This window comes from Bradyrhizobium sp. 215_C5_N1_1, assembly GCF_052075935.1.
Lineage (GTDB): Bacteria > Pseudomonadota > Alphaproteobacteria > Rhizobiales > Xanthobacteraceae > Bradyrhizobium > Bradyrhizobium barranii.
The window spans coordinates 8692622-8719160 of sequence record NZ_CP197228.1; the positions used below are offsets into that span (position 1 = coordinate 8692622).

Genomic DNA, 26539 nt, shown 5'->3' on the forward strand with positions numbered 1-26539 from the left:
AGCTCAGTAATTGCTCGGGGCCGACCCATTCGGGATGCCGTCGATCGGACATTCCTCCGTCCCCGGCGTCGAGCGGGTCATCGCCTCGACCATGTCCCGCGTCCCTTCTGGGTCGGCGATCCAGTTCTTGTAGAAATCATAGGGGCAGGCCGCGACGCCGCGCGGGCTTTCGCCGGAATTGATCATGCCGGTGTAGCCGCGGTGGACCAGCTTGTAGAGATGGTTCTGCGACTGGCCGTTGCGGCGCGCATCGCGGATCAGATGTTTCGACAGCTGGGCATATTGGATGCCGTAGTCCTCCTCGCCGCACTCGCCGAGCGTCCGGCCGTCGAAGCCGATGATCGCGGAGTGACCGAAGTAGGAATAGACGCCGTCGAAGCCGGCGGCGTTGGCGACGGCGACATAGACGTTGTTGGCCCACGCCATCGCCTTGGAGATCATGACCTGCTGCTCTTTGGCCGGATACATGTAGCCCTGGCAACGCACGATCAATTCGGCGCCCTTCATGGCACAGTCGCGCCAGATCTCCGGAAAGTTGCCGTCGTCGCAGATGATCAGGCTGACCTTCATCCCTTTCGGGCCGTCTGAGACATAGGTGCAATTGCCGGGATACCAGCCCTCGATCGGCACCCATGGCATGATCTTGCGGTACTTCTGGACGATCTCACCCTTGTCGTTCATCAGGATCAGGGTGTTGTAGGGCGCCTTGTGCGGATGCTCCTCGTGGCGTTCGCCGGTCAGCGAGAACACGCCCCAGACCTTGGCCTTGCGGCAGGCCTCCGCGAAGATCGCGGTCTCTTCACCTGGCACCGCCGAGGCCGTCTCGTACATCTCCTTGGAGTCGTACATGATGCCCTGGGTCGAGTATTCCGGGAAGATCACGAGATCCATGCCGGGCAGGCCCGCCTTCATGCCCACCAGCATGTCGGCGATCTTGCGGGCGTTGTCGAGCACCTCGGCCTTGGTGTGCAGGCGAGGCATCTTGTAGTTGACCACTGCGACGCCGACGGTGTCGTTGCTGCTGGAAATGTCACCGTGAAGCATTTGGGCCGCTCCTGTCTTTTGTTCGTTTGATGTTGGCGCGTGGCGTTAGTGGCTGATCATCCAGGGCCGCGCGGTCGGAAAGCCCTTGGCGCCACTCCTGGTCTTGGTCATCAGCCGCGCGGGCTTTGTCTTGTCCGTCGAGCTCTTGTCCTTCACGGTCTTGCCCGACGAGCAGCAGCCGCAGCCGGGACCGTGCGAGGCCTTGTATTGCGCGAGCGTCTGCGGCGCATGCGTGCTGCGCTCGTTGACGGCGTGCGCCTTGCGCTTCTCCGCCGGCATGCAGAAGAAATTCGGCGCGGTCAGGATCACCCGCGGCGCCATCGTCTCGCAGTGCGGACAGCTTTGCGGATCGTCGCATTCCGCCATCGGGCGCAGGTCCTTGAACGGCCCGCAATCGTCACAGAGATATTCATAGACCGGCATCGCATCATCCCTACGCTGTTGCCTGTGAGAGAATTCCCGCGGCGGATGCGGGGCTGCAAAGTCGCGCCGTCCCGCATCCCGTCGCGCAGGGAGACTATTTGTCCGGCGAGATCGGCATCTGGATATCGCCGGTGATGTGCTTGATCGGTCCTGCCGCCGACGGCATCACGTCGAAGTCGAAGATTTCGGTCGGCAGCCATAGCGTGGCGCAGGCATTGGGAACGTCGACCACGCCGGAGATGTGGCCTTGGCACGGCGCGGTGCCGAGGATCGAATAAGCCTGGGCGCCGGAGTAGCCGAACTTCTTCAGATACTCGATCGCGTTGAGGCAGGCCTGGCGATAGGCGATGTGGACGTCGAGATAGTGCTGCTTGCCCTGCTCGTCGACCGAGATGCCCTCGAAGATCAGATAGTCCTTGTAGTTCGGCGTGATCGGCGACGGTTTGAAGATCGGGTTCTTGATGCCGTACTTCGCCATGCCGTCCTTGATCACCTCGACCTTCAGATGCAGCCAGCCGGCCATCTCGATGGCGCCGCAGAAGGTGATCTCGCCGTCGCCCTGGCTGAAATGCAGATCGCCCATCGAGAGACCCGCACCGGGCACATAGACCGGGAAGTAGATCTTCGAGCCGCGCGAGAGATCCTTGATGTCGCAATTGCCGCCGTGCTCGCGCGGCGGCACGGTGCGCGCACCCTCGGCGCCGATCTTGGCCTTGATGTCACCCTTGGCGCGGCCGCCATGGGCGGTCGGCGCGAATGGCGGATTGGCGAGGCCGGGCACGCGGGTCGGGTTGGTCGCGATCAGCTCGGCCTCACGCTTGTTCCAGGTCTCCAGCATCTTCGGATCGGGCAGGCAGCCAATCAGGCCAGGATGGATCAGGCCGGCGAAGTTGACGCCGGGCACGTGACGCGACGAGGTGTAGAGACCCTTGATGTCCCAGATCGACTTCTGCGCCAGCGGGAAATGGTCGGTCAGGAAGCCGCCGCCGTTCTGCTTGGAGAAGAAGCCGTTGAAGCCCCACAGGCTCTCCTTCATCGGGCCGACATCGAGTAGGTCGACGACGAGGAGGTCGCCGGGCTCGGCGCCCTTGACGCCGATCGGGCCGGACAGGAAGTGCACGATCGACAGATCGATGTCGCGCACATCGTCGGCGGAATCGTTGTTCTTGATGAAGCCGCCGGTCCAGTCATAGGTCTCGATGATGAAATCGTCGCCGGGATTGACCCAGGCCACGATCGGGATGTCGGGGTGCCAGCGGTTGTGCACCATGTCATTATCGTAAGCCGATTTGGTGAGATCGACCTTGATCAGTGTCTCTGGCATCGAGATGCTCCCCTTTTACTGCGGTTGGTTAGACGGATAGATATTTCGAGACCTGCGCGGCATCGACGGCGTCGCGCGGATCGTCGCGCACGATCTCGCCGTTCTCGATCACCAGCACGCGGTCGGCGATATCGAGCGCGAAGCTCAGGACCTGCTCCGACACCACGATCGAGAGCCCCTTTTCGTCGCGGATGCGCTTCAAGGTGCGCGCCATCTCCTTGATGATCGACGGCTGGATGCCTTCGGTCGGTTCGTCCAGCAGCAACACTTTCGGCTTGGTCGCGAGCGCACGCGCAATCGCGAGCTGTTGCTGCTGTCCGCCGGAGAGATTGCCGCCGCGGCGGCCCTTCATTTCCAGCAGCACCGGGAACAATTCGTAGATGTCGGCCGGCACCTCGGTCCCGCCGGAGACGACGAGGCCGGTCTCGATGTTCTCCTTCACGGTCATGGTCGAGAAGATCATGCGGCCCTGCGGCACATAGGCGAGGCCCTTGGCGACGCGCTCGTAGCTCGGCAGACTGCCGAGCTCGGCGCCGTCCATTGTCACCGAACCGCTCTTCGCCGGCAGGATGCCCATCAGCGACTTCATCAGCGTGGTCTTGCCCATGCCGTTGCGGCCCATGATCGCAACGATCTCGTTGGGCGCGACCTTGACGTTGAGCCCGTGCAGCACCTCGCTCTGGCCGTAGGCGACGTGAAGATCGGAAATTGCCAGCATCGTCGCGCGCTCCTTACTTCTTGCACATGATCTTGTCCGGAAACCGGACGCCACTTTCCGGGATCATGTGCTAATGGCCCAGATAGACTTCGACGACCTTGGGGTCGTTCTTCACCTTTTCCATGGTGCCCTCGGAGAGGATCTGCCCCTGGTGAAGCACGGTGACCTTGTGCGCGATGTCCTCGACGAATTTCATGTCGTGCTCGATCACCAGCACTGAACGGTTCTTGATGATGCGGTTGAGCAGCTCGGCGGTCTTGGTGCGCTCGGACACACTCATGCCGGCAACGGGCTCGTCCAGCATCAGCAGATCCGGATCCTGGATCAGCAGCATGCCGATCTCGAGCCACTGCTTCTGGCCGTGGCTGAGCAGATCGGCGTTCACGTTGAGCCGATCCTTCAGGAAGATCATTTCGGCGACTTCGTGCACCCGGTCGCGCACGGCGGCGTCGCGGGTGAAGGTCAGTGCGCCGAATACCGAGCGGCCGCGCGGATAGGAGATCTCCAGATTCTCGAACACCGTGAGATCGTCGTAGATCGAGGGGTTCTGGAATTTGCGGCCGACGCCCGTCTCGACGATCTCGTTCTCCTTCATCCGGGTCAGCTCCTTGCCGCGGAACTGGATCGAGCCTGAGGTTGCTTTGGTCTTGCCGCAGATCAGGTCGAGCACGGTGGTCTTGCCGGCGCCGTTGGGACCGATGATGACGCGGATCTCGTTCTCGTCGACGTAGAACGAGAGGTCGTTGACCGCCTTGAACCCGTCGAACGACACGGTCAGCGCTTCGACGGCGAGCAGGAATTCCTTGGGCTGGTGACCGACGAGCATGATCTATCTCCTCACTGCCAGCGTGGCATCGGCATCGTGGCGACCTACGAGCATGACGATCTCCTCACTCCGCCGGGGCGCCGTCAGCGACGGAGCTGTCGGTCCAACCTTCGGGTTTCGGTTTGCGCGACGAGATCAGGCGATCGATGCGCGGCTGCACGTAGTCGCCCCAGATCCCGGCGAGACCGTTCGGGAAGGCCAGGACCACGGCGATGAACAATCCGCCGAGGCCAAACAGCCACAATTCGGGAAAGGTTTCCGACAGGCTGGTCTTGGCGAAGTTGACCAGCAGCGTGCCGTAGACCGCGCCGAGGATCGAGAGCCGGCCGCCGACCGCCGTGTAGATCACCATTTCGATCGACGGCACGATGCCGACGAAGGACGGTGACATGAAGCCGACATTGAGCGCGAACATGGCGCCGCCGATCGCGGCGAACACGGCGGCAATGCAGAAGGCGAAGATCTTGAAATTCGCGACGCTGTAGCCGGAGAAGCGGACGCGGTCCTCCTTCTCGCGCATCGCGACCAGGATGCGTCCCAGCTTGGAGTGCCGGACGAACTGCGCGATCATGATGCAGGCGAACAGCAATCCCACTTCGAAGAAGTACAGCACGATCTTGGCATGGTCGGGCCGGATGTCCCAACCTTTGAGCGTCCGCAGGTCCGTCATGCCGTTGATGCCGCCGGTATAGCCCTGCTGTCCCACGATCAGGATCGTGAGGATGGCCGCGACCGCCTGGGTAATGATGGCGAAGTAGGTGCCGCCGACCCGGCGCTTGAACATCGCGGTGCCGATGATGAGGGCGAAGATGCCAGGCACGAGAATGATGGCGGCGATCGTGAAGGTGAGGCTGCTGAATGGCTTCCAGAACAGCGGCAGCGCAGTGATCTGATTCCAGTCCATGAAATCGGGAATGCCGGGCGTCGACTGGATCTTGGTGTTCTCCACGCTCGATGCCTCGAGCTTGAGGAACATCGCCATGCAGTAGCCGCCGAGCCCGAAGAACACGCCCTGACCGAGGCTGAGAATGCCGCCGTAGCCCCAGCAGATCACCAGCCCCAGCGCGACGAAGGCATAGGTCAGGTATTTCGCGACCAGATTGAGCCTGAAGACATCAAGTGTGAGCGGCAGGACCACCACCAGGAAGACCGCGAGCACCAGAATTCCGATGAACTCCGATCGATTGCAGAAACGATTGTCGGTCATTGCATCAGCCCCAGTTTCTCACTTGCGGACCTTGAGGGCGAACAGCCCTTGCGGCCGCAGCATCAGGATTCCGACAACCGCGAGCAGCGTCAGCACTTTCGCCATCGAGCCCGACATGAAGAACTCGAGGGTCGATTGCGTCTGCGAGATCGAGAAGGCCGAGGCGATGGTGCCGATCAAACTGGCGGCGCCGCCGAACACGACCACCAGGAACGTATCGACGATGTAGAGCTGTCCGGAGGTTGGCCCGGTGGAGCCAATCATCGTAAAGGCGCTGCCGGCGACACCGGCGATGCCGCAACCGAGACCGAAGGTGTAGCGATCGACCTTTTCGGTGTTGATGCCGACGGCTCCGGCCATGATGCGGTTCTGCACGACGGCGCGGACCTGGCGGCCCCAGCGCGACTTGTACATGACATAGGCGACGCCGATGGTGATCAGCAAAGTGAGGCACATCACGAAGACGCCGTTGATCGGCACCTCGATGCTGTCGGTGACGTGCAGCGAGCCGAGCATCCATTGCGGCAGCTCGACGCCGACCTCGCGCGCGCCGAACACGGAACGATAGGCCTGCTGCAGCATCAGGCTGAGGCCCCAGGTCGCAAGCAACGTATCGAGCGGGCGCTTGTAGAGATGCCGTATCAGCACCCACTCCACCAGCATTCCCAGCGCGCCGGATGCGACGAAGGCCAGGATCATCGCCAGGAAGAAGTAGCCGCTGAACAGGCTCGGCAGATAGGCCTGGAAGAAATTCGAGGTCATCCAAGTGACGTAGGCCCCGAGGATCATGAACTCGCCATGAGCCATGTTGATGACGCCCATCTGGCCGAAGATGATCGCAAGCCCAAGCGCCATCAGGACGTAGACTGAGAACAGGATCAGTCCTGCAAACCCCTGCATGACGAAGATGGAGCCAAGATCACCAAGCGAATAGTCGCCGAACATCGATGTCCTCCGTCAGGGATAAGGTCCCGCGTCGCGAGCAGGTTCGCGACGCGGGGGTCTTGGGCGTGGATTTGCTGTCCACGCCAGGGAGAGGCTTGGTGTTGAGGAAAGGCGCGAGCGACGTCGCGACTTACTGGTAACCCTTGGGGAACGGATCCGGCTCGACGAGATCGGCGGTCTCGTAGATCAGCTCGAACTGACCATCGAGCTTGGCGCGCCCCACCCGGGTCTTCGACCAGAGGTGATGGTTTTCGTGGATGCGCACATAGCCTTCCGGCGCACCCTTGAACTCGACGCCGGGCGAGGCCGCCGCGATCTTGTCGACGTCGAAGGAGCCCGCCTTCTCCACCGTCAACTTCCACAGCCACGGGCCGAGATAGGCAGCCTGGGTGACGTCTCCGATCACGGTCTTCTCGCCCCACATCTTCTTGAACGCCGGCACGAAGGTCTTGTTGTTCGGATTGTCGAGCGACTGGAAGTACTTCATGCAGGCATAGGCGCCCGCGATGTTCTCGCCGCCGATGCCGTCGATCTCGTCCTCGGTCACCGAGATCGTCAGCAGCGCCTGCTTGGAGAGGTCGATGCCGGCGGCCTTGAGCTGCTTGTAGAACGCGACGTTCGAGCCGCCGACGACGTCGGTGAAGATCACGTCGGGCTTGGTCAGCTTGATCTTGTTGATCACCGAGTTGAACTGGGTGTTGCCGAGCGGATAATACTCCTCGCCGACGACCTTGCCCTTCAGCACGTTCTCGACGTGCTTGCGCGCGATCTTGTTCGAGGTGCGCGGCCAGATGTAGTCGGAGCCGATGAAGAAGAACGACTTGGCGCCCTTTTCCTTGGCGATCCAGTTCAGGCCGGCGAGAATCTGCTGGGTCGCTTCCTGGCCGGTGTAGATCACGTTCTTGGACTGCTCGAGGCCCTCATAGAAGGTCGGGTAATAGAGCATGCCGTTGTACTGCTCCATGACCGGCAGCACCGCCTTGCGGGATGCCGAGGTCCAGCAGCCCATGATCGCCGCGACCTTGTCGTTGACGAGCAGCTTCTTGGCCTTCTCCGCAAAGGTCGGCCAATCGCTGGCGCCGTCTTCCTGGATGAACTTGATCTTGCGCCCGAGCACGCCGCCCATGGCGTTGATCTGCTCGATGGCGAGCTTTTCGGCCTCGATCGAGCCGGTCTCGGAGATGGCCATGGTGCCGGTCGCCGAGTGCAGGATGCCGACCGTCACCTCGGTGTCGGTGACCGCGAGGCCCGTGGTGTTGACCGCCGAGGTCGCCGGAGCCTGCGCGAAAGACGCCCGCGGCAGCATCGTGATGGCCGGCACGACGGCCATTCCCATCAATAGTTTGCGCCGGAGCGGCGACAACAGGCCCTTGTTTGCTTCGTCTGACATGAGCACCCCACTTTTGTTCGAGGACACGCGATTGGTGCCGTTAGGATGGCTCGAATTTGTGCAGCGCAAGCATACGCAAGATCGCGTATACTGCACCGCAAAATACCGACGTAGGCTTCTGGTACGGAATTTGCGAGGGCTCTGGGACGTATCGGGAGTGGGGTAACGAGTGGCAGGGCGGCAGCGAATAGACCGCGTCAGGCGCCAGTACAACCAGTGGGTCGCCAACCAGACGCTGGAAGACTACGCGCTGCGCTTCACCGCCAAGAGCGCGCGCCGCTGGTCTGCCGCCCGTGTCGCCAACACTGCACTCGGCGCCATCTCCTTTCTGGCGCTGGAAGCGATCGGCGGCACCATCACGCTGAACTACGGCGTCACCAACGCCAGCGCCGCGATCCTCGTTGTCTCCACCATCATCTTCTTCTGCGGCGTGCCGATTGCCTATTACGCAGCCAAATGCGGCATCGACATTGACCTGCTCACCCGCGGCGCCGGCTTCGGCTATATCGGCTCGACCGTCACCTCGTTGATCTACGCCTCCTTCACCTTCATCTTCTTCGCCATCGAGGCGGTGATCCTGGCAACGGCGCTGGAGATGTGCTTCGGCATTCCGCGCCCGATCGGCTACCTCATCAGCGCAGTGGCGATCATTCCGCTCGTGACCTACGGCATCACGCTGATCAGCCGCTTCCAGCTCTGGACGCAGCCGATCTGGATCATCCTGCACATCCTGCCCTTCGCCGCGATCGCCTGGGCCAACCCTTACTCGTTTAAGGAGTGGCGCAAGTTCGCCGGCGAGCATGGCGACCCGAGCGGGCATTTCGATCTGCTGCTGTTCGGTGTCGCATCCTCCGTGGTGTTCTCGCTGGTGGCGCAGGTCGGCGAGCAGGTCGACTTCCTCCGGTTTCTGCCGCGCGACCGCCGCACGTCGCGAACGTCGTGGTGGATCGCCCTGCTGATCGCGGGCCCGGGCTGGATCATCTTCGGCGCACTGAAATTGTTACTGGGCTCCTTTCTCGCCTTCTTCGCGCTGAGCCACGGCCTCTCGGGCGAGCTGGCGGCCGAGCCCGCGCACATGTATCTCGAAGCGTTTCGCTACGTGCTGTCGCAGCCGGACCTGGCGCTGGCGCTCACCGGCATGTTCGTGATCCTGTCGCAGCTCAAGATCAACGTCACCAACGCCTATGCCGGCTCGATCGCCTGGTCGAACTTCTTCTCGCGTCTGACGCACAGCCATCCCGGCCGGGTGGTCTGGCTGGTGTTCAACGTGATGGTGGCGCTGCTGTTGATGGAGATCGGCGTCTACAAGGCGCTGGAGCAGACGCTGGCGCTCTATTCCAATGTCGCGATCGCCTGGGTCGGCGCGCTCGTCGCCGATCTCGTCGTCAACAAGCCGCTCGGCCTGCGCCCGCCGCAGATGGAGTTCAAGCGCGCCCATCTCTACGACATCAATCCGGTCGGTGTCGGCGCCATGACGATCGCGACCATCGTCTCGATCGCGGCGTTCTACGGCCTGTTCGGCCCGACCATGAAGGCGCTCGCCGCCTTCGTCGCGCTGACGGTCGCCTTCGTCACCGCGCCTGTCATCGCCTGGCTCACCGACGGAAAGTACTACATCGCGCGCAAGCCGAAGCGGAGCTGGGCCAACATCGAGTCGATCCAGTGCTGTATCTGCGAGCACAGTTTCGAGCCGGAGGACATGACGTCCTGCCCCGCTTACGCCGGCCCGATCTGCTCGCTGTGCTGCTCGCTCGATGCGCGCTGCCACGACCTCTGCAAGCCGCATGCGCGGGCGCAGGTGCAGTTCGCCGACGCGCTCGGCAAGATTCTTCCCGAACCGATCTACCGGCGGATCAACTCGCAGTTCGGCCACTATATCGGCGTCTTCGTGGTCTCCGCCGGCCTCGTCGCGCTGGTGCTGGGACTGATCTATCTTCAGACCTCGGCGAGCGTGCCGGGCGAGAATTTGCTCGTCTCGAACGTGCTCTGGAAGGTGTTCTTCTCGCTCAGCATCATCATCGGCGTTGTGGCCTGGCTGTTCGTGCTGGCGCAGCAGAGCCGTCGCGCCGCCGAGGCCGAGACGCGGCGGCAGACGACGCTGCTGATCCAGGAGATCGACGCGCACAAGCGCACCGACGCCGAGCTTCAGCGCGCCAAGGAGGTCGCCGAATCTGCCAACCTCGCCAAGAGTCGCTACGTGGTGGGGCTGAGCCACGAGCTGCGCTCGCCGCTGAATGCGATCAGCGGCTATGCCCAGCTCCTGGAGCAGGACGCAACGCTCAACACCAAGCCGCGCGACCAGGTCCGCGTGGTTCGCCGCAGTGCCGATCACCTCTCCGGCCTGATCGACGGCATTCTTGATATTTCCAAGATCGAGGCGGGACGGCTGTATCTGTCGCGCGACGAAGTGCGCCTGAGCGAATTCCTCGACCAGCTCGTCGGCATGTTCCGTCTCCAGGCCGCGGCCAAGGGCATCGACTTCGTGTTCAGGCGGCCGGCGCATTTGCCGGTCGTGGTCTACGCCGACGAGAAGCGGCTCCGCCAGGTGCTGATCAACCTGCTCTCCAACGCGATCAAGTTCACCCAGACCGGCAGCGTGCAGTTCGTCGTGCACTATCGCAGCCCCGTTGCCGAGTTCGAAGTGATCGACACCGGCCCCGGCATCCAGGGCGACGACCTCGAACGCATCTTTGCGCCCTTCGAGCGTGGCGCGCTCGGCGTCTCGCAGCCGCAGACCGGCACCGGGCTGGGCCTGACCATCAGCCGGCTGCTCGCCGGCGTCATGGGCGGCGACATCAAGGTCCTGAGCACGGTTGGCGCCGGGAGCACCTTCAAGGTCAAGATCCTGCTATCGGAAGTCGCCAATCCGCTGCGCATCGCGCCGGTAGAGGCGCCGGTCTCCGGCTATCGGGGCGCACGCAAGACCATCCTCATCACCGACGACGACCCCGTGCATCGCGACCTCCTGCGCGAGGTGCTGGCGCCGCTCGGCTTCATCCTGCTCAGTGCACCCGATGGGCCAGGATGCCTCGCGCTGGCGCAGCATTGCCGGCCCGACCTGTTCCTGCTCGACATCTCGATGCCTGCCATGGACGGCTGGGCCGTCGCGGAGGCCTTGCGCACGAGCGGCCACCACCAGGCGCGCATCCTGATGGTGTCGGCGAGCGCGCTGGAGGCTCACGGCGCGCCGCTGGCGCAGCCCTTCCACGACGGCTATCTGATGAAGCCGATCGACATCCCGCGGCTGCTGGAGACGATCCGTCAGCTCCTGAAGATCGAATGGCAGTACGGCTCGGACCAGATCGCGGTGCCGTTCTGGCGGCTCGAGAGCGGATCAAGGCCACCGGTGCGGCACATCGAGGCGCTGATGGGGCTGGGCCAGATCGGCTACGTCAAGGGCATCCAGTTGAAGCTGGACGAGATCGGCAGCGAGCACCCCGAGCATGCCGACTTCGTCGCGGAAATGCGGTCGCTGGTCGACCGCTTCGATCTCGACCGGTACATGGCCACATTGAAGACGTTGCATGCGCATGAGCATTGAGTCGAGGAAGCGCGATGTCGCGCTCGTTGTCGATGACTCCCCGGAGACGCTGCGGCTGCTCACCGACGCGCTCGACGGCGCCGGGATGACGGTGATGGTGGCGCTCGACGGCGCGGCCGCGATGCGCATCGTCGACCAGATCACGCCCGACATCGTGCTGCTGGACGCCGTGATGCCCGGCATGGACGGATTCGAGACCTGCCGCCGGCTCAAGCGCGATGCGGGCGTTGCCAACGTGCCCGTGATCTTCATGACGGGCCTCGCCGAGACCGAGCACATCGTGCGCGGGCTGGAGGCCGGCGGCGTCGACTACGTGACAAAACCGATTGTGATCGAGGAGATGCTGGCGCGCATCCGCGTCCATCTCGGCAACGCCCGCCTGACCCAGAGCGCGCGTGCCGCGCTCGACGTCTCCGGCCGCTTCCTGTTCGCGGTCAACCGCCAGGGCCACGTGCTCTGGGCCACCCCGCAGGCGCAAAAACTGCTGGCCGATCATCATGGCGCGCAGGCCGACGACTTCGTCCTGCCGCCATCACTCCTGCAATGGCTGGAGCAGGCGAAGGACAAGGGCAGCTCGAAGTCGCAGGCGGCTCCCCTGCCCGACAATCCGCAACTGCGGCTCTACTACATGGGCGAGACCGCGCCGAACGAGTTCCTGCTGCGGCTGTCCAAGGAGTCCGGCACTGCGCTGCCACCCGAATTCACCAGCGAGCTCGGCCTCACCACCCGCGAGGGCGAAGTGCTGGCCTGGCTCAGCAAGGGCAAGACCAACCGCGATATCGCGCAGATCCTGGGCTTGAGCCCGCGCACCGTGGACAAGCACCTGGAGCAGATCTACGCCAAGCTCGGCGTGGAGAACCGGACCGCGGCGGCCGCGATTGCAACGAATGCGACGCGAAGGAATTCGTAGCAGCACTGCAGATGAGTTGGTGCGCCGTTCACCCAACCAACAGTGTCGTCCCGGGGCGCGAAGCGAGCCCGGGACCCATAACCACAGGAAGTGGTTTGGTGAAGACTCGGAGTGACCAGCCAACCCTATGACCACTGCCTGGGAGTATGGGTCCCGGGCTCGCTTCCGCGCCCCGGGACGACAGCCGAGTGTGGGGGGCTTCTAACGTTCCCTACTCCGACGGCCCCTCACCCGTAAACAAACGCTCCGTCGTCCAGATCCGTCTTCGGGATCTCGTCCTTCTCGGTCCAGTAATCCTGGCTGTGCTGCCATTCCGGCTTGTCGCCGCGCTTGGGGAGCAGGTCCATGTTGCGCATGATGTAGCCGGGATTGAAGTTTTCCGGATCGATCCAGGGCAGGATCGGCATGTTGTGGTCCTCAGGCCGCAGCCTGACTTCGACCTTCTTCGTGCCCTTGGCCTTCATGTGGCCGAGCAGCCGGCAGACGAAATCGGCGACGACGTCGACGCGCAGCGTCCAGCTCGCACGGAAATAGCCGAACACCCAGACCATGTTCGGCACGCCCGTGAACATCATGCCGCGATAGGTCACGGTGTCGCCGAAGGCGAGCGGCTTGCCGTCGATCTCGAAGGCGATGTCACCGAGCGCCGCAAGATTGAAGCCGGTTGCGGTGACGACGACGTCGGCTTCCAGCAGCTTGCCGGACTTGAGCTGGATGCCGTTCTCGACGAAACATTCGATCTCATCGGTGACGACGGAGGCCTTGCCGCTGGCGATGCCCTTGAACAGATCGGCGTCGGGCACAAAGGCGATACGCTGCCGCCACGGCCGGTAGGTCGGCGTGAAATGCGTCTCGACGTCGTAGTCCGGCCCGAGAACCGCGCGGATCTGGTCGATCAAATCCTTCTTCACCTGCTCCGGCTTGGCAATGCAGAGCTTTGTGAAAGCATCCTGCTCGAACAATATTTTGCGGCGGACGATCTCGTGGATCCATTCCTCGTCGACCTGAAGCCGGCGCAGCTCCTCGGCGATCTCGATGGCGTTGCGGCCGAGCCGGAAATAGGTCGGCGAGCGCTGCAACATGGTGACATGCGCGCAGGCGTCGGCGATGTTCGGCACCAGCGTCGCCGCGGTCGCGCCGGAGCCGATCACGACGACCTTCTTGTTCACGAGGTCGATATCGTCGGGCCAGCTCTGCGGATGGACGATGCGGCCCTTGAAGCGGTCCATGCCCTTCCATTCCGGCGTGTAGCCTTCGGAATGGCGATAATAGCCCTGGCACATCCAGAGGAAGTTGGCGGTGAACGTTTTCGCCTCGCCGGTGTCGGTCGTTGTCGCCTCGATGGTCCAGAGATTTTGCTCGCTCGACCAGCTCGCGGAATTGATCTGGTGCTTGTAGCGGATGTGTCGGGCGATATCGTTGTCGTCGATCACCTCGTTCATGTAGGCGAGGATTTCCTCGGCGGTCGCGATCGGCGGTCCGACCCAGGGCTTGAAACTGTAGCCGAAGGTATGGAGATCGCTGTCCGAGCGAATGCCGGGATAGCGATGCGTGCTCCACGTGCCGCCGAACGTCGCCTGCGTCTCCAGGATGACGTAGCTCGTGCCGGGAAGCTGCTTTTCGATGTGATAGGCGCTGCCGATGCCGGAGATGCCGGCACCGACGATCAGCACGTCGAAATGTTCAGAGGCCTGCTTGGTTGTGGCGTGACTGCGGACAGCGACATTCATTGTTGCTTCTATGCCTTGCTTGTTTTTGTGGCCGCCCTTGACCGGACGGCGCGTTTCCTCCGCGACGGGCATGGTCACCCATCGCGCTTCCACTTCAAAATGACATAGATCAATTCGCGGTCAAACTATAACGCCGCACCCCAGCTCCGCGCGGTCTGCAAAATCCAGTCGCGATAGAGCGTGAGCGGCGTGACGCCGGTCAATCCGCCGCAGCCGGCGGCGCCGTTCGGCCCCGTGGACCAGCTGATGACGCCGACAAGCACCGGGCCGTTCGGCTTGTCCTCGAACACCGGACCGCCGGAATCGCCGGTGCAGGCGCCAATTCCGTCGCGAACACCGTTGGTTACGGGATCGACCAGCCGGATCTGGAACGTGCCGGGCTGGCCCGTGGCCACGAGCCCGGCGACGCGCGTCGCGCCGCCGCTCTTGCCGTCGCCACGGACGGTGACGCCGATACCGGCGATGACGAAGCGGCTGCCAACCTGGATTGGAATAGTCGGCGCACCGACCGACACCGTCGATTTTCCCTTGAGTGGAATTTCCAGTTGCAACAATGCCACGTCCGCGGTGGCGCGGTGCGCCTGCATTGCCTGCATGTTGAAGTTGGGATGGATCGCGACGGTGCGCACGTTCAGCAATTGCGGCGCACCGTCAGCGCCGCGATCGACGATCTTGTAGTCCGCGCCGGGCTGCACACAGTGGGCAACCGTCAGCACGACCTTCGGGGCGATCAGGCTGCCGGTGCAGAAATTGCCCCGCGAGCCGACGATGGTGACGACCGCGCGCGCGACACCATCGGCCTGCGGCGTGCCGCCGCCGACGATGGCGTGTGCGGGCGTGGCGAGCAGCAGCGCGGCTGCGATGAGGGTTGCAAGCTTCTTCATGGGAACACGCCTTGGCGTCAGCATCGGTGACGGCGGGATTGCTTCAGACTGGCCCTTGCCGATAGCGCATGCTAGCGCTCTTGGGAAGGAATTGACGAGGGCGGGATCTTGACGATCGAGGCTGTGATCTTTGATTTTGGCGGCGTGCTGACGAGCTCGCCGTTCGAGGCGTTCGCGCGGTACGAGACCGAGCGCGGTCTCCCCGTCGACATCATCCGGCGCACCAACGCCGCCAATCATCTGGAAAACGCCTGGGCCAAGTTCGAGCGGGCCGAGGTCGATATCGACACCTTCGACAAGCTTTTCGCCGAGGAATCTCGCGCGCTCGGCGCGGAGGTGCGCGGCCGCGACGTGCTGCCGCTGCTTCAGGGCGATCTGCGTCCCGAGATGGTCGAGGCCCTCAAGCGCATCAAGGCGCAATTCAAGACCGGCTGCATCACCAACAATCTGCCTGCCAACGCGATCGGCAGCATGACCGGGCGCTCACTCTACATCGCCGAGGTGATGGTTCTGTTCGACCACGTCGTCGAATCCGCCAAGATCGGCTTGCGCAAGCCCGACCCGCGCATCTACAGGATGATGGTCGAGACGCTGAAGGTCGATCCGAAGAAGTGCGTCTATCTCGACGATCTCGGCGTCAATCTAAAACCCGCGCGCGAGATGGGCATGACCACGATCAAGGTGGCGAGTGGGGCGCAGGCGATTGCGGAGCTTGAGGCGGCGACGGGGCTGAAGTTGGGGTAGGCTGGCTCATCGTTGCGAGGCACGAAGCCGTAGGGTGGGCAAAGCGGAGCGTGCCCACCACAAGCAGATGGTGGGCACGGCGCTTTCGCGCCTTTGCCCACCTTACGGCAGCCTATTCCGCCGCGGCGGCGATCCGCTCCGGAAAGGCAGCCGCCAGCGATGCTCTATCCGGCTTCAGCACACCGCGCTCGGTGATGAGACCAGTGACCAGCCGCGCCGGCGTCACGTCGAACGCGTAATTCGCGACCGGCGAGCCCTCCGGCACGATGCGCACCGTCTCCAGCCGGCCATCCGCGGTGCGGCCGGTCATGTCGGTCACCTCCGTGCCGCTGCGCTGCTCGATCGGAATGTCGCGGATGCCGTCATCAACGGCGAAATCGATCGTCGGCGACGGCAGTGCGACATAGAACGGCACGCCGTTGTCGTGTGCTGCAAGCGCCTTCAGATATGTGCCGATCTTGTTGCAGACATCGCCATTGGCGGCGACGCGGTCGGTGCCGACGATGGCGAGGTCGACCATGCCGTGCTGCATCAGGTGCCCGCCGGTGTTGTCGGGGATCACCGTGTGCGGCACGCCGTGATGACCGAGCTCCCAGGCCGTGAGCGAGGCGCCCTGGTTGCGCGGACGGGTCTCATCGACCCAGACATGGATCTTGATGCCACGCTCATGCGCCAGATAGATCGGCGCCGTCGCGGTGCCCCAGTCGACGGTGGCAAGCCAGCCGGCATTGCAATGGGTCAGCACGTTGACCGTCTCGCCCGGCTTCTTCCTTGCGACGATCGCCTCGATCAGCTTCAAGCCGTTGCCGGCGATGCCGCGGTTGATCTCGACGTCCTGCTCGACGATCTCGTCGGCGCGCGCATAGGCCGCCTCCGCCCGTTCAACCGGATCGACCGGGGCGAGCGCCGTGCGCATCTCGTCCAGCGCCCATTTCAGATTGATCGCGGTCGGCCGCGCCACGACCAGCGTGTCATAGGCGCGCTTGAGGCCAGCGTCGGATGAGTCCTCGCGCATGGCGAGCGCCATGCCGTAGGCCGCGGTTGCACCAATCAGCGGCGCGCCGCGCACCAGCATGTCGCGAATGGCGACCGCAGCGTCTTCGCATGAAGTCAGCTTCGCGATGACGAACTCATGCGGCAGGCGGCGCTGGTCGATCGCGCCGACCGACCAGCCATCGCGCTCGCGCCAGATGCTGCGGAAATGCTTGCCGTCAACCTTCATGGCATTCTGCCTTTCGTATCACGCCCGCAGGATGCGCCCGGCCACCGCATCGAGCTTCTTCAAGAGCTCGGGATCGCGCGCCTCGGGCGCCGTGATCAACGCGGTGTCGAGCGCGCGGTCCGAACCGATCGGGCACGGCTCGTGCTCGCGCGGAAAATCCGTCGCGAGCCGCGCCACCAGCGCCTTCGCCTTGTCGGCGTTCGAGGTCAGCACGCGGATGATGTCCTGGACGGTGACGGCGTCGTGGTCGGGATGCCAGCAGTCGAAATCCGTCACCATCGCGACCGTGGCGTAGCAGATCTCCGCCTCACGCGCGAGCTTCGCCTCGGGCATGTTGGTCATGCCGATCACGGAATAGCCCGATGTCTTGTAGGTCATGCTTTCCGCGTAGGTGGAGAATTGCGGCCCCTCCATGCAGACATAGGTGCCGCCGCGCGCAAACGCGATGCCCTCGGCTTCAGCTGCCGCCGCAAGATGGATGCGCAGGCGCGGCGAGACCGGATGCGCCATCGACACATGCGCGACGCATCCCCTGCCGAAGAACGAGCTCTCGCGCTTGTGGGTGCGATCGACGAACTGGTCGACGAGAACGAAGGTGCCGGGTGACAGCTCCTCCCTGAACGAGCCGCAGGCCGAGAGCGAGATCAAGTCGGTGACGCCGGCCCGCTTCAGAACATCGATGTTGGCGCGATAATTGATGTCGGAGGGCGAGAGCCGGTGACCCTTGTCGTGCCGCGGCAGGAACACGATCGGCAGGCCGGCAATCGAGCCGCGCCGCAGAGGGGCCGACGGCTCGCCCCAAGGGCTCTTGATCACTTCTTCGCGCGCGCCCTCGAGACCCGGCAGATCGTAGATGCCGGAGCCACCAATGATGCCCAATACCGCCTGCGTCATGCCTGCTCCACCCTGTCAGCTATGTGCGACATGGTTAAGCTATGCCAGTTTTGCGGCGATTTTGAAACGGGGGCGGTGGGGCGATGCCGGTGCTGTGAGGAGCCTGGAGTGCTCGCCTCGCTCTCAGTGTCGTCCCCGACGTTCGCAGGGACGACCCGGGGAGTGATAGGTACGTCTAATTAGGCCGCCGCCGCCAGCTGCAGCTGGGTCGCGACCATCCGCTCCAGCGTCTCGACCGACTGGAAATTCTCGGGCGTGATCTCGGACTGCGGGATGGTGAAGTCGAACTCGGCTTCGACGCCGAGCATCAGATTGACCATGTCCATCGAGGTCAGACCCGCATCGACGAGCTTCGCCTGTGGTGTGATGTCCGCGGTGAGCGAGTTCTGCTCGAGGATGCCCTTCACCAGCTTGATGATGCGATCGCGCACGTCGGTATCGAAGGCCTGCATCGGTAAATTCCCATCTGTCTATTCAACGGTCGGACCGGTTGCCGGCTACGATGGGCGCGACGGGCCGATCCCACAATGGGCGCCACCATTACTTCGCCTTTCTTAGTAAACGATGACTCAGATTGTCTGGAATTCCGAGTTCTTCCAGATCCCTAACGCGACCGCGGAATTGTCGGTGATGCAAACAACCCGAACTTAACTGTTCGTTCGGAATTTGGCTTTGTTTACCCTCTATTTCATCGACGAATTTGAATTAAATCCGTAGCCTCGTCTCACAAGCAAAATGGTCGGAGGATCGCTTGCACGGCATCGCGAATGATGCCGGCGATCCTGAACGGCAAACCGGAGGCGGACGAGTATGAACGTGCGTGAAGCAGTCCTCACTGTCGACGAAACGCAAACGAGCTTTCTCGAACACGGCCCCTCCCTCATCGAACGCGCTACCCGGACAGCCGCTGCGGCGGCTGCCGATGCGGACGAGGTCGATCGCGGCGCCCGCTTCCCCCACAAGGCTTTCGAGGTCGCGCGTGAGCAGAAACTGCTCGGCGTCATGATCCCGGTCGAGTTCGGCGGCTTCGGTGCCTCGATCTACGACGTCACCGATATCTGCTACACGCTCGGGCGCGCCTGCGCCTCGACCGCGATGATCTATGCGATGCACACGACCAAGGTCGCCTGTGTCATCAGGCACGGCCATGGCATCCCCTGGATGGAAACGATGATGCGCCGGGTCGCCCGCGACCAGTGGCTGCTCGCCTCCTCCACCACCGAAGGCCAGAACGGCGGCAACATTCGCGCCAGCGCCGCGGCAGTCGACCACGCCGGCGACGCAGTCTCGCTGGTGCGCGACGCCACCGTGATCTCCTACGGTGCGGAGGCCGACGGCCTCGTCACCATCGCCCGCCGCGCCACCGAGGCCGCCGCCTCCGACCAGGTTCTGCTGGCGCTCGCCAAGGACGATTATTCGCTGAAGCAGACGCAGGGCTGGGAGACGCTCGGCATGCGCGGCACCTGCTCGACCGGCTTCGAGCTGAAGGTCGATTGCCCGGCCGACCGCATCTTCCCGGAATCCTATGACAAGATCCATGCCCAGACCATGACGCCGTTCGCGCATCTGTGCTGGTCCTCGGCCTGGGCCGGCATCGCCGCCGCGGCCGTGACCCGTGCTCAGGCTTTCGTTCGCAAGGCGGCCCGCACCTCGGGCGGCCAGATGCCGCCGGCCGCGGCGCATTTCACTGCCGCGAAGATGTCGCTGGCCAAGCTGCGCGCGCTGATCGCAGCCAATGTCGACACCTTTGCCCGCGCCGAGCATGACGAGCGCGCGCTGAGCTCGCTCGATTTCCAGTCCTCGATCACGCTGTTGAAGGTGCAAGCCTCCGAGCTCGCGGTCGAGACCGTGATGCATGCGATGCGCACCGCGGGCCTCTCCGGCTACCGCAACGATGGCGAGTTCACCATGGGCCGCCACCTGCGCGACGTGCTGTCCTCGCCGATCATGATCAACAACGACCGCATTCTCGCCAACGCCGCCACTTCGACGCTGATGAGCGGCATTCCGGCAAGCCTTCGAGACTAGAAAGCCTTCGCGACTGACGTGCCTTTCGGCCAAAAAGAACAATTTCAGATAGCAGGAAGTCGAACATGAACATTGCTGTTCTCCCCAGCTCGCCCGAGACCGCGCCGCAAATCGCAGATCCGCTCGATCATCTCGCCGACAAGCTGTTCCACCCCATGGGCTCGGACGGCGTTTACGCCCGCACCGCGCTCTATGAGGGCGTCGTCGAGCGGCTGGCCGCGCTGATCACGAACCATCGCGAGACCGGCACCGAGGTCATGCGCTTTCCGCCGGTGATGAGCCGGGCCCAGCTCGAGAAATCCGGCTATCTCAAGAGCTTTCCGAACCTGCTCGGCTGCGTCTGCGGCCTGCACGGCACCGAACGCGAGATCAACGCGGCGGTGAGCCGCTTCGATGCCGGCGGCGACTGGACTTCATCGCTCTCGCCGGCCGACCTCGTGCTGTCGCCCGCCGCGTGCTACCCGGTCTATCCGATCGCGGCGAGCCGCGGACCTTTGCCGAAGGGCGGCCTGCGCTTCGACGTCGCTGCCGACTGCTTCCGCCGCGAGCCGTCGAAACATCTCGACCGGCTGCAATCGTTCCGGATGCGCGAATATGTCTGCATCGGCAGCCCCGACGACGTCGCCGATTTCCGCGAGCGCTGGATGGTGCGCGCGCAGGCGATCGCCCGCGACCTCGGCCTGACCTTCCGCGTCGACTACGCCAGCGACCCCTTCTTCGGCCGCGTCGGCCAGATCAAGGCGGTGAGCCAGAAGCAGCAGCAGCTCAAGTTCGAGCTCCTGATCCCGCTCCGCTCGGAGGATCAGCCGACCGCCTGCATGAGCTTCAACTATCACCGCGAACATTTTGGCACGACCTGGGGCATCCAGGACGCCAATGGCGAACCCGCGCATACCGGCTGCGTCGCCTTCGGCATGGACCGCCTGGCCGTCGCCATGTTCCACACCCACGGCACGGATCTCGCCGCTTGGCCCGCCAAGGTGCGGGAGATCATGGGCATGCAGCCGTTAGCCACGGCCGATGCCCATGGTGAAGGCTGGCGCTAGAGCATGATCCGGAAAAGTGCGGGTCGGTTTTCCGAATAGATCGTGCTGAAACGATAGAGCGAACGAGGCCTCCCATTTCCACGGGTAAAACGAGCGTGATCCACACCAAGGTCCGATGCCGCGAGATCACCGAGGCCGACGTCGATGCGGTCGCGGACCTGCTGACGCGCGGCTTCGTCGGCCGCTCGCGCAATTACTGGATCCAGGGTCTGCGCCGGCAGGCCTTCCGGCCCGTGCCGGAGGGCTATCCGCGCTTCGGCTACATGCTCGACAATGACGGCGCGCCCGTCGGCGTGCTGCTGCTGATCTACACGGCGCGAAAGCACGGCGAAGAGGCCGCCATCCAGTGCAATTTGTCGAGCTGGTATGTCGATCCGGCCTACCGCAACTACGCCCCGCTGCTGACCAAGATCGCGCAGCGGCACAAGGATGTCACCTATCTCAACATCAGCCCGGCGCCGTGGACCTGGCCGATCATCGAGACGCAGGGCTTTCGTGCCTATTGCCACGGCATCTTCTTCTCCGTGCCTGCACTCGCGCGCCCTCCGCGCTGGAGCAAGATCGAGGTCATCTCGCAGCACGCCAAGACGATCGAAGGGCTGACCGACGACGAGACGCAGCTCCTCACGCGGCATGCCCGCTACAATTGCCTCAGCCTGGTCTGCCGCACGCCGAAGGGGACGTTCCCCTTCATCCTGCAGCCGGTGCGCATCCGCCGCGGCTTCATCGCACCGCCGGCGATGAAGCTGATCTATTGCCGCAGCGCCGCCGAATACGCCGCCTGCGCAGGCCGCATCGGCCGGCTGCTGCTGCGACTCGGCAAGATCTCGGTGGCGATCGATTCCAATGGCCCGATTCCCGGCCTCGCCGGCATCTACACCGAGCGGCGCGGGCGCAAGTATTTCAAGGGTCCGCACCGGCCGCAGCTCGGCGACCTCACGGACACGGAACTCGTGCTGTACGGGCCGTAGGGGACACTCGACCCAAACATCCGCTGTCGTCCCTGCCTAGTGCGCAATTGCGCACGGGCGCAGGGACCCATAACCCCAGGGAGAAATTTGGCGAAGACTGATCCTGAATGGTCTTCCCGCGGTACCGGCGTCTGGGCTCACAGGTAGATCACGCGGTATGGGTCCCTGCGCCCGTGCGCAATTGCGCACTAGGCAGGGACGACAGCGGAGTTTGTCGTGCGCTTACGGCCAACTCTGGCTTGCAGATATCTCGGCATTCGCGCGCTTGGCGCACGCCGCTCCGCATCCCCAGTCACCCTCCGTAAACTACTGCGCTTAAGGGAATTTTCCGGCCTCTTCGCTACGCTCAGTGGCTGAACTACGTTGCGTTAAGTCTATTGCCGGCCGAGACCCGTCGATCCCATGACGCCGATCCGCGATAACGAGCTTGGTGCACGCCGCGCAGAGGGCCCGCAGGCCCTCGTCGGGCTGAGCCAGCTTGCGCTCGATCACATGGAGCAGGGCGTCTGCGTCTACGACGCCGACAACCGGATCGTGCTGGTCAATCAGCGCTACCTCACGCTGTTCAACATGTCGGCCGACATCGTGCGGGTCGGCACCAGCTATCGCGACGTGCTCGCCCACAGCGCGGCGCTCGGCAACTTTCCTGTCAGCGAACTCGATGCGCTCTATGGCCGGCGCGTGAAGCAGATCGCGGCTGGTCAACCGTTCCGCACCGAACAGATACTCGCGAGCGGACTCGTCATGGCGCTCGAGCTGAAGCCGCTTCCCGGCGGCGGCTGGATGACGATCTGCGATGACGTCAGCCGCCTCGCCCGGCTCGAGGCGGAATTACGCGTGCAGACGGAGCGCAGCCAGCACGCGCTCGCCAACATGTCGCACGGCCTCATCATGTACGATGGCGACAGCCGTGTCGTCGTCTGCAATGAGCGGTTTCTGAACCTCTACAATCTCGACCCCGATATCGTGAAGCCGGGCGTCTCGCATTGCTCAGTGATCGAACACTGGATGTCGCGCGGCAACCTGCCGGGCATGCCGGCCGACGAGTTCCATGACACCAGGCTGGAGGATGTGCGCAGCAGAAAGGCGAAGAGCCTGCTGGTGATGCGCTATGACGGCCGGATGGTGCAGGCGGTGTCCCGCTTCCTGCCCGACGGCGGCTGGGTGACGGTGCATGAGGACGTCACCGAGCGGCTGCAGTACGAAGAAGCGCTGCGGCAACAGAACTTCATCCTCGATGCGGCGCTGGAGAACATGGCGCACGGGCTCGCCTTCTACGACAGCGACATGCGCCTGCGCGTCTGCAACACCACCTACCGCAAGATCTATCGGCTGTCGCCGGAGGAAACCAGGCCTGGCACGCATCTCGGCGAGCTGATCGAGCGGTCGATGGTGAACGGGGCGTTCGTTTCCGAATACAGTCCGCAACAGCTGCTGGAAGCCGCCAGCGCGAGGATCGCGAACCACGATTCCTCGCCGATGCGCCGGCGCATGTCGAACGACACCGTGATCTCGGTGCGCTACTGCGCGCTGCCCGAGGGCGGCTTCGTCGCCACCTACGAGGACATCACCGACCGCGAGCGCGCGATCGAAGAGCTGAGCGAGCAATACCGCCGCTTCGACGCGGCGCTGAACAACATGAGCCAGGGCCTGTGCATGCTCGATGCGAGCCTGCGCGTCATCGTCTGCAATCGCCGCTACATCGAGATGTATGGGCTGTCGCCCGATGTCGTGAAGCCCGGCGTCTCGATGCGCGAGATCATGGAGCATAGCTGCGACCTCGGCATCCATCCGAACACGACCGCCGCGAGGATCTATGCCGACTATGTCGAAAGGCTGCGCGAGGGCGAACACACGCTGCACCGTCACCTGAACGACGGCCGCATCATCAAGCTCAATCACAAGCGGATGGAGCACGGCGGCTGGGTTGTCACCTATGAGGACGTCACCGAGCGCCACAAGGCCCAGGCCCGCGTGGCGCACATGGCGCAGCACGATTCACTCACCGACCTGCCCAACCGCACGCTGTTCCGCGAGAAAATGGGCGAGGGACTGAACCAGGTCGCGATCGCCGGCGGAGCGATGGCCGTGCTGTGCTTCGACCTCGATAATTTCAAGACCGTCAACGATCGCCTCGGCCACGCCGCCGGCGATCGGCTTCTGCGCTGGGTCGCGGCGCGGCTGAAGGAGAATGTCGGCGAGCATGACACCGTCGCCCGCCTCGGCGGCGACGAGTTCGCCGTTCTCCAGCGCGGACCGCAGCCACAATCGGCGGAACGGCTCGCCCGCCGCCTGGTCGAGATCATCGGCCACCCGCCGCCGCTGGAAAGCCAGTCGATCCATGTCGGCGTTTCGGTCGGCATCGCGATCGCGCCCGATCACGGGCTCGATGCCGACGAGCTGATGAAATGCGCCGACCTCGCGCTGTACCAGGCCAAGGCAAAGGGCCGCGGCGCCTACCAGCTGTTCGAGCCCGAGATGGAGGAACAGGCGCGCGGCCGGCACGCGCTGGAGCACGATCTGCGTAGCGCGCTTGAAGCCCGCGAATTTCACCTCGTGTTCCAGCCGCAGGTGCGGCTCGACACCACCGAGCTTACCGGCTTCGAAGCACTGCTGCGCTGGAAACACCCCTCGCGCGGCTTGGTCTCGCCGGCCGAATTCATTCCTCTCGCGGAAGAGAACGGGCTGATCGTCCCGATCGGCGAATGGGTGCTGCGCACGGCCTGTGCGACAGCGGCGTCCTGGCCCGATGTCACCGTCGCGGTCAATTTGTCGCCGGTGCAGTTCCGCTCGCGCGGACTGGTCGCGATGGTCACGAGCGCGCTTGCGGAAGCCGGTTTGCCGCCCCAGCGGCTCGAGCTCGAGGTCACCGAGACGGCGCTGCTCGACGACAGCGAGGCGACGATCGAGATCCTGCACCAGCTCCGCGCTCTTGGCGTGCGCGTCAGCCTCGACGATTTCGGCGTCGGCTATTCCTCGCTGAGCTATTTGCGCAAGTTTCCGTTCGACCGCATCAAGATCGACCGTTCCTTCGTCGGCACGCTCGGCGAAAGCCCGGAGAGCGTCGCCATCGTCCGCACCATCGCCAGCCTCGGCTCCGTGCTCGGCGTCGAGACCACGGCGGAAGGTGTCGAGACCATCGAGCAGCTCGACTTCGTCCGCGAATGCGGCTGCACCGCAGTCCAGGGCTACTATTTCGGCAGGCCGTGCCCGGCAGCCGAGGTCGGACGCACGATCGAGCGACTGAACGCGGTCAGGCGCGTGGCGTGACGCTCCGCTTCACCTCGCCGCTCTCTCTATCGTTACGCCCGACACGACCTCAGGCGATTGAGCGTGGCACGATCGGCCGATGCGAGCGCATTGCTCCACTCCCGTTCGGAGAGGTCTCCGACCAGGCTGGAAAGGCTGATGGCAAGCGCACGAAGCCGCGCATTCTCCTCAAGAAGCAAAAAAACGTCGTTCGACGGGGATTCATCGTCCGAAAAGCTAGCGCCTTCGCAGAGCTGCTGCGACAAGAGTTCGAAAGACTCATCACGCACGATATCTTCGGCAGTGGAAATCAGCTTATGACGCATTAAATCTTCATCACTCATGGCAAATTCCCCAACTCAGGACATGCCTCCAACCGCATTTGGATACATCGATTGAGTCGGCGGCGGATTTGAGTCCGAAATGGGCTCACACGATGTACGCCTCGTGTCCCCCGGCGCCTCGCTTGCTTACTCGTTCGCTTCACCGGCGTCTTTCAGACCGGCTCGCAGTGCGGTCACGACGCGATGGGCCACGTCGATATCCCTGACCGACAATCCATCCGCAAGGCCGTTGACCCACGGGACCTGCAACCGGCCGGCGGCGTCGTAGACCTGCCTGCCCTTGTCGGTGAGCACCACGAGCTGCGCCCGGCGGTGATGCGGGTTGGTCTCGAACACGACGAGACCATCCCGCGCGAGGTCGTTGACGATGCGCTGCACGTTCTGGCGATTGGCGCCGAGATTGCGGGCGAGCCAGGCGACCGGCTCCGGGCGCTCGGCGTCGGCGATCGCCCCCAGGATCTGCCAGCGCGCACTGGTGAGGCCGAGCGATGTCACCAGCCGATCGCCAGCGGTCAGAAGCAGGCTGTTGGCGCGGAACAGGTCGAGGATGAGGCCGGTCAGGGCTTCGCCCGCCGGGGTCCGCTTGGTCTTGGTCATTTGGCACCACTGCTCCGTATTGACATCATGATGTCAATTGCCTATATCCGGGACTGTCGAATTGACATTATGACACCAACTTGACCGGAGCAATGTCATGCCCCTCATGCGTCCCCTCGACCCTGCCTTCCCGATCGACCGTCAGATCGCGCTCGAAACCGGCCCCGTGGTGCTCGTCAACGTGTTCACGCTCGACGCCGAGGATGAGCAGAGCTTCCTCAAGACGTGGCAGGACGACGCCGCCTTCATGAAGCGCCAGCCCGGTTTCATCTCCACCCAGCTTCACCGCGCCGTCGGCGACAGCCCGACCTACCTGAATTACGCAGTGTGGGAATCCAACGCGCATTTCCGCGCCGCTTTCACCCACCCGGAATTCCGCGCAAAGATCGCCGCCTACCCCGCATCCGCAGTCGCAAGCCCGCATCTGTTCCAGAAGATCGCGGTGCCCGGTATTTGCGTCGCGTAGCTGCGCGCCTCCCACTCAGCTGTCATGCCCCGGCTT

The 26539-nt window shown here is 63.8% G+C and carries 23 protein-coding genes; 8 read left to right on the forward strand and 15 right to left on the reverse strand.

Annotation, left to right across the window (positions count from 1 at the left end; all coding sequences use genetic code 11):
- Positions 1–3 precede the first annotated feature (3 nt).
- The 8 genes from AB7G19_RS41880 to urtA form a co-directional block, all read right to left on the reverse strand.
- On the reverse strand, positions 4–1044 hold the full coding sequence (locus AB7G19_RS41880; RefSeq protein WP_028155256.1) for an aliphatic amidase: 1041 nt from the start codon (positions 1042–1044) through the stop codon (positions 4–6).
- A 45-nt stretch (positions 1045–1089) separates the two neighbouring features.
- Positions 1090–1467 (reverse strand): FmdB family zinc ribbon protein, encoded by a 378-nt coding sequence (locus tag AB7G19_RS41885; protein WP_085404020.1) that lies wholly within the window; start codon positions 1465–1467, stop codon positions 1090–1092.
- Between the two features lie 94 nt (positions 1468–1561).
- A complete protein-coding gene (gene fmdA, locus AB7G19_RS41890; RefSeq protein WP_085404021.1) occupies positions 1562–2791 on the reverse strand; it encodes a formamidase in 1230 nt (409 codons plus the stop codon).
- A gap of 28 nt (positions 2792–2819) precedes the next feature.
- A complete protein-coding gene (gene urtE / locus AB7G19_RS41895) occupies positions 2820–3509 on the reverse strand; it encodes an urea ABC transporter ATP-binding subunit UrtE (protein ID WP_085404022.1) in 690 nt (229 codons plus the stop codon).
- Between the two features lie 70 nt (positions 3510–3579).
- Positions 3580–4335 (reverse strand): urea ABC transporter ATP-binding protein UrtD, encoded by a 756-nt coding sequence (gene urtD / locus AB7G19_RS41900; RefSeq protein WP_441268807.1) that lies wholly within the window; start codon positions 4333–4335, stop codon positions 3580–3582.
- Between the two features lie 64 nt (positions 4336–4399).
- Positions 4400–5542, reverse strand: a complete 1143-nt coding sequence (gene urtC / locus AB7G19_RS41905; RefSeq protein ID WP_085404024.1) for an urea ABC transporter permease subunit UrtC — start codon at positions 5540–5542, stop codon at positions 4400–4402.
- Positions 5543–5560: 18 nt separating this feature from the next.
- The gene (gene urtB, locus AB7G19_RS41910) at positions 5561–6487 is read right to left on the reverse strand and encodes an urea ABC transporter permease subunit UrtB (RefSeq protein WP_085404025.1); all 927 of its coding nucleotides are present in this window, start codon (positions 6485–6487) and stop codon (positions 5561–5563) included.
- A gap of 130 nt (positions 6488–6617) precedes the next feature.
- Positions 6618–7877, reverse strand: a complete 1260-nt coding sequence (gene urtA, locus AB7G19_RS41915; protein WP_135215591.1) for an urea ABC transporter substrate-binding protein — start codon at positions 7875–7877, stop codon at positions 6618–6620.
- Positions 7878–8046: 169 nt separating this feature from the next.
- Between urtA and AB7G19_RS41920 the strand changes: the two genes are divergently transcribed.
- Positions 8047–11418: a hybrid sensor histidine kinase/response regulator gene (locus AB7G19_RS41920; protein WP_441268808.1), complete on the forward strand. Its 3372-nt coding sequence runs from the start codon at positions 8047–8049 to the stop codon at positions 11416–11418.
- On the forward strand, positions 11402–12328 hold the full coding sequence (locus tag AB7G19_RS41925; RefSeq protein ID WP_014491159.1) for a response regulator: 927 nt from the start codon (positions 11402–11404) through the stop codon (positions 12326–12328). Before AB7G19_RS41920 ends, AB7G19_RS41925 begins: the two co-directional genes overlap by 17 nt.
- Before the next feature lie 227 nt (positions 12329–12555).
- Here the strand turns inward: AB7G19_RS41925 and AB7G19_RS41930 are convergent, their stop codons facing one another.
- Complete coding sequence (locus tag AB7G19_RS41930; RefSeq protein ID WP_085404091.1) at positions 12556–14058, reverse strand: flavin-containing monooxygenase; 1503 nt, start codon at positions 14056–14058, stop codon at positions 12556–12558.
- A 125-nt stretch (positions 14059–14183) separates the two neighbouring features.
- On the reverse strand, positions 14184–14942 hold the full coding sequence (locus AB7G19_RS41935) for a S1 family peptidase (RefSeq protein WP_063980005.1): 759 nt from the start codon (positions 14940–14942) through the stop codon (positions 14184–14186).
- A 108-nt stretch (positions 14943–15050) separates the two neighbouring features.
- On the opposite strand from AB7G19_RS41935, the gene AB7G19_RS41940 reads away from it, so the two are divergent.
- The gene (locus AB7G19_RS41940) at positions 15051–15686 is read left to right on the forward strand and encodes an HAD-IA family hydrolase (protein ID WP_085404028.1); all 636 of its coding nucleotides are present in this window, start codon (positions 15051–15053) and stop codon (positions 15684–15686) included.
- 112 nt (positions 15687–15798) lie between these two features.
- Here AB7G19_RS41940 and mtnA read toward each other — a convergent pair whose 3' ends face one another.
- From mtnA to AB7G19_RS41955, 3 genes are all read right to left on the reverse strand, one after another.
- Positions 15799–16908 carry an S-methyl-5-thioribose-1-phosphate isomerase gene (gene mtnA, locus AB7G19_RS41945; RefSeq protein ID WP_085404029.1) on the reverse strand — a complete coding sequence of 370 codons (1110 nt, stop codon included), beginning with the start codon at positions 16906–16908 and terminating at the stop codon, positions 15799–15801.
- A gap of 18 nt (positions 16909–16926) precedes the next feature.
- On the reverse strand, positions 16927–17802 hold the full coding sequence (locus AB7G19_RS41950; RefSeq protein ID WP_085404030.1) for an S-methyl-5'-thioadenosine phosphorylase: 876 nt from the start codon (positions 17800–17802) through the stop codon (positions 16927–16929).
- A 179-nt stretch (positions 17803–17981) separates the two neighbouring features.
- Positions 17982–18254, reverse strand: coding sequence for a phosphopantetheine-binding protein (locus AB7G19_RS41955; RefSeq protein WP_014491153.1), 273 nt, complete (start codon positions 18252–18254; stop codon positions 17982–17984).
- A gap of 358 nt (positions 18255–18612) precedes the next feature.
- Here AB7G19_RS41955 and AB7G19_RS41960 point away from each other — a divergent pair, with 358 nt between their 5' ends.
- The 4 genes from AB7G19_RS41960 (at position 18613) to AB7G19_RS41975 (ending at position 25117) form a co-directional block, all read left to right on the forward strand.
- Positions 18613–19830 (forward strand): acyl-CoA dehydrogenase family protein, encoded by a 1218-nt coding sequence (locus AB7G19_RS41960; RefSeq protein ID WP_085404031.1) that lies wholly within the window; start codon positions 18613–18615, stop codon positions 19828–19830.
- Positions 19831–19895: 65 nt separating this feature from the next.
- Complete coding sequence (locus tag AB7G19_RS41965) at positions 19896–20876, forward strand: amino acid--[acyl-carrier-protein] ligase (protein WP_028155272.1); 981 nt, start codon at positions 19896–19898, stop codon at positions 20874–20876.
- A gap of 95 nt (positions 20877–20971) precedes the next feature.
- Positions 20972–21847 (forward strand): acyl-CoA acyltransferase, encoded by an 876-nt coding sequence (locus AB7G19_RS41970; RefSeq protein ID WP_085404032.1) that lies wholly within the window; start codon positions 20972–20974, stop codon positions 21845–21847.
- Positions 21848–22249: 402 nt separating this feature from the next.
- Positions 22250–25117 (forward strand): PAS-domain containing protein, encoded by a 2868-nt coding sequence (locus AB7G19_RS41975; RefSeq protein ID WP_135215592.1) that lies wholly within the window; start codon positions 22250–22252, stop codon positions 25115–25117.
- 32 nt (positions 25118–25149) lie between these two features.
- Here AB7G19_RS41975 and AB7G19_RS41980 read toward each other — a convergent pair whose 3' ends face one another.
- Together AB7G19_RS41980 and AB7G19_RS41985 are read right to left on the reverse strand one after the other, a co-directional pair.
- Entirely contained in the window at positions 25150–25440 is a 291-nt protein-coding gene (locus AB7G19_RS41980) for a hypothetical protein (RefSeq protein WP_085404034.1), read from the reverse strand.
- 126 nt (positions 25441–25566) lie between these two features.
- Positions 25567–26037, reverse strand: a complete 471-nt coding sequence (locus AB7G19_RS41985) for a MarR family winged helix-turn-helix transcriptional regulator (protein ID WP_085404035.1) — start codon at positions 26035–26037, stop codon at positions 25567–25569.
- Positions 26038–26134: 97 nt separating this feature from the next.
- Here AB7G19_RS41985 and AB7G19_RS41990 point away from each other — a divergent pair, with 97 nt between their 5' ends.
- Positions 26135–26503: an antibiotic biosynthesis monooxygenase family protein gene (locus AB7G19_RS41990; RefSeq protein WP_085404036.1), complete on the forward strand. Its 369-nt coding sequence runs from the start codon at positions 26135–26137 to the stop codon at positions 26501–26503.
- Positions 26504–26539: the final 36 nt, after the last annotated feature.

What these genes read in the sequence shown, in the direction of transcription:
- AB7G19_RS41880 (WP_028155256.1), bottom strand. Translation starts at nt 1,044, where the DNA reads ATGCTTCACGGTGACATTTCCAGCAGCAACGACACCGTCGGCGTCGCA.
- AB7G19_RS41885 (WP_085404020.1), bottom strand. Translation starts at nt 1,467, where the DNA reads ATGCCGGTCTATGAATATCTCTGTGACGATTGCGGGCCGTTCAAGGAC.
- fmdA (WP_085404021.1), bottom strand. Translation starts at nt 2,791, where the DNA reads ATGCCAGAGACACTGATCAAGGTCGATCTCACCAAATCGGCTTACGAT.
- urtE (WP_085404022.1), bottom strand. Translation starts at nt 3,509, where the DNA reads ATGCTGGCAATTTCCGATCTTCACGTCGCCTACGGCCAGAGCGAGGTG.
- urtD (WP_441268807.1), bottom strand. Translation starts at nt 4,335, where the DNA reads ATGCTCGTCGGTCACCAGCCCAAGGAATTCCTGCTCGCCGTCGAAGCG.
- urtC (WP_085404024.1), bottom strand. Translation starts at nt 5,542, where the DNA reads ATGACCGACAATCGTTTCTGCAATCGATCGGAGTTCATCGGAATTCTG.
- urtB (WP_085404025.1), bottom strand. Translation starts at nt 6,487, where the DNA reads ATGTTCGGCGACTATTCGCTTGGTGATCTTGGCTCCATCTTCGTCATG.
- urtA (WP_135215591.1), bottom strand. Translation starts at nt 7,877, where the DNA reads ATGTCAGACGAAGCAAACAAGGGCCTGTTGTCGCCGCTCCGGCGCAAA.
- AB7G19_RS41925 (WP_014491159.1), top strand. Translation starts at nt 11,402, where the DNA reads ATGCGCATGAGCATTGAGTCGAGGAAGCGCGATGTCGCGCTCGTTGTC.
- AB7G19_RS41930 (WP_085404091.1), bottom strand. Translation starts at nt 14,058, where the DNA reads ATGAATGTCGCTGTCCGCAGTCACGCCACAACCAAGCAGGCCTCTGAA.
- AB7G19_RS41935 (WP_063980005.1), bottom strand. Translation starts at nt 14,942, where the DNA reads ATGAAGAAGCTTGCAACCCTCATCGCAGCCGCGCTGCTGCTCGCCACG.
- mtnA (WP_085404029.1), bottom strand. Translation starts at nt 16,908, where the DNA reads ATGAAGGTTGACGGCAAGCATTTCCGCAGCATCTGGCGCGAGCGCGAT.
- AB7G19_RS41950 (WP_085404030.1), bottom strand. Translation starts at nt 17,802, where the DNA reads ATGACGCAGGCGGTATTGGGCATCATTGGTGGCTCCGGCATCTACGAT.
- AB7G19_RS41955 (WP_014491153.1), bottom strand. Translation starts at nt 18,254, where the DNA reads ATGCAGGCCTTCGATACCGACGTGCGCGATCGCATCATCAAGCTGGTG.
- AB7G19_RS41960 (WP_085404031.1), top strand. Translation starts at nt 18,613, where the DNA reads ATGAACGTGCGTGAAGCAGTCCTCACTGTCGACGAAACGCAAACGAGC.
- AB7G19_RS41965 (WP_028155272.1), top strand. Translation starts at nt 19,896, where the DNA reads ATGAACATTGCTGTTCTCCCCAGCTCGCCCGAGACCGCGCCGCAAATC.
- AB7G19_RS41975 (WP_135215592.1), top strand. Translation starts at nt 22,250, where the DNA reads ATGACGCCGATCCGCGATAACGAGCTTGGTGCACGCCGCGCAGAGGGC.
- AB7G19_RS41980 (WP_085404034.1), bottom strand. Translation starts at nt 25,440, where the DNA reads ATGAGTGATGAAGATTTAATGCGTCATAAGCTGATTTCCACTGCCGAA.
- AB7G19_RS41985 (WP_085404035.1), bottom strand. Translation starts at nt 26,037, where the DNA reads ATGACCAAGACCAAGCGGACCCCGGCGGGCGAAGCCCTGACCGGCCTC.
- AB7G19_RS41990 (WP_085404036.1), top strand. Translation starts at nt 26,135, where the DNA reads ATGCCCCTCATGCGTCCCCTCGACCCTGCCTTCCCGATCGACCGTCAG.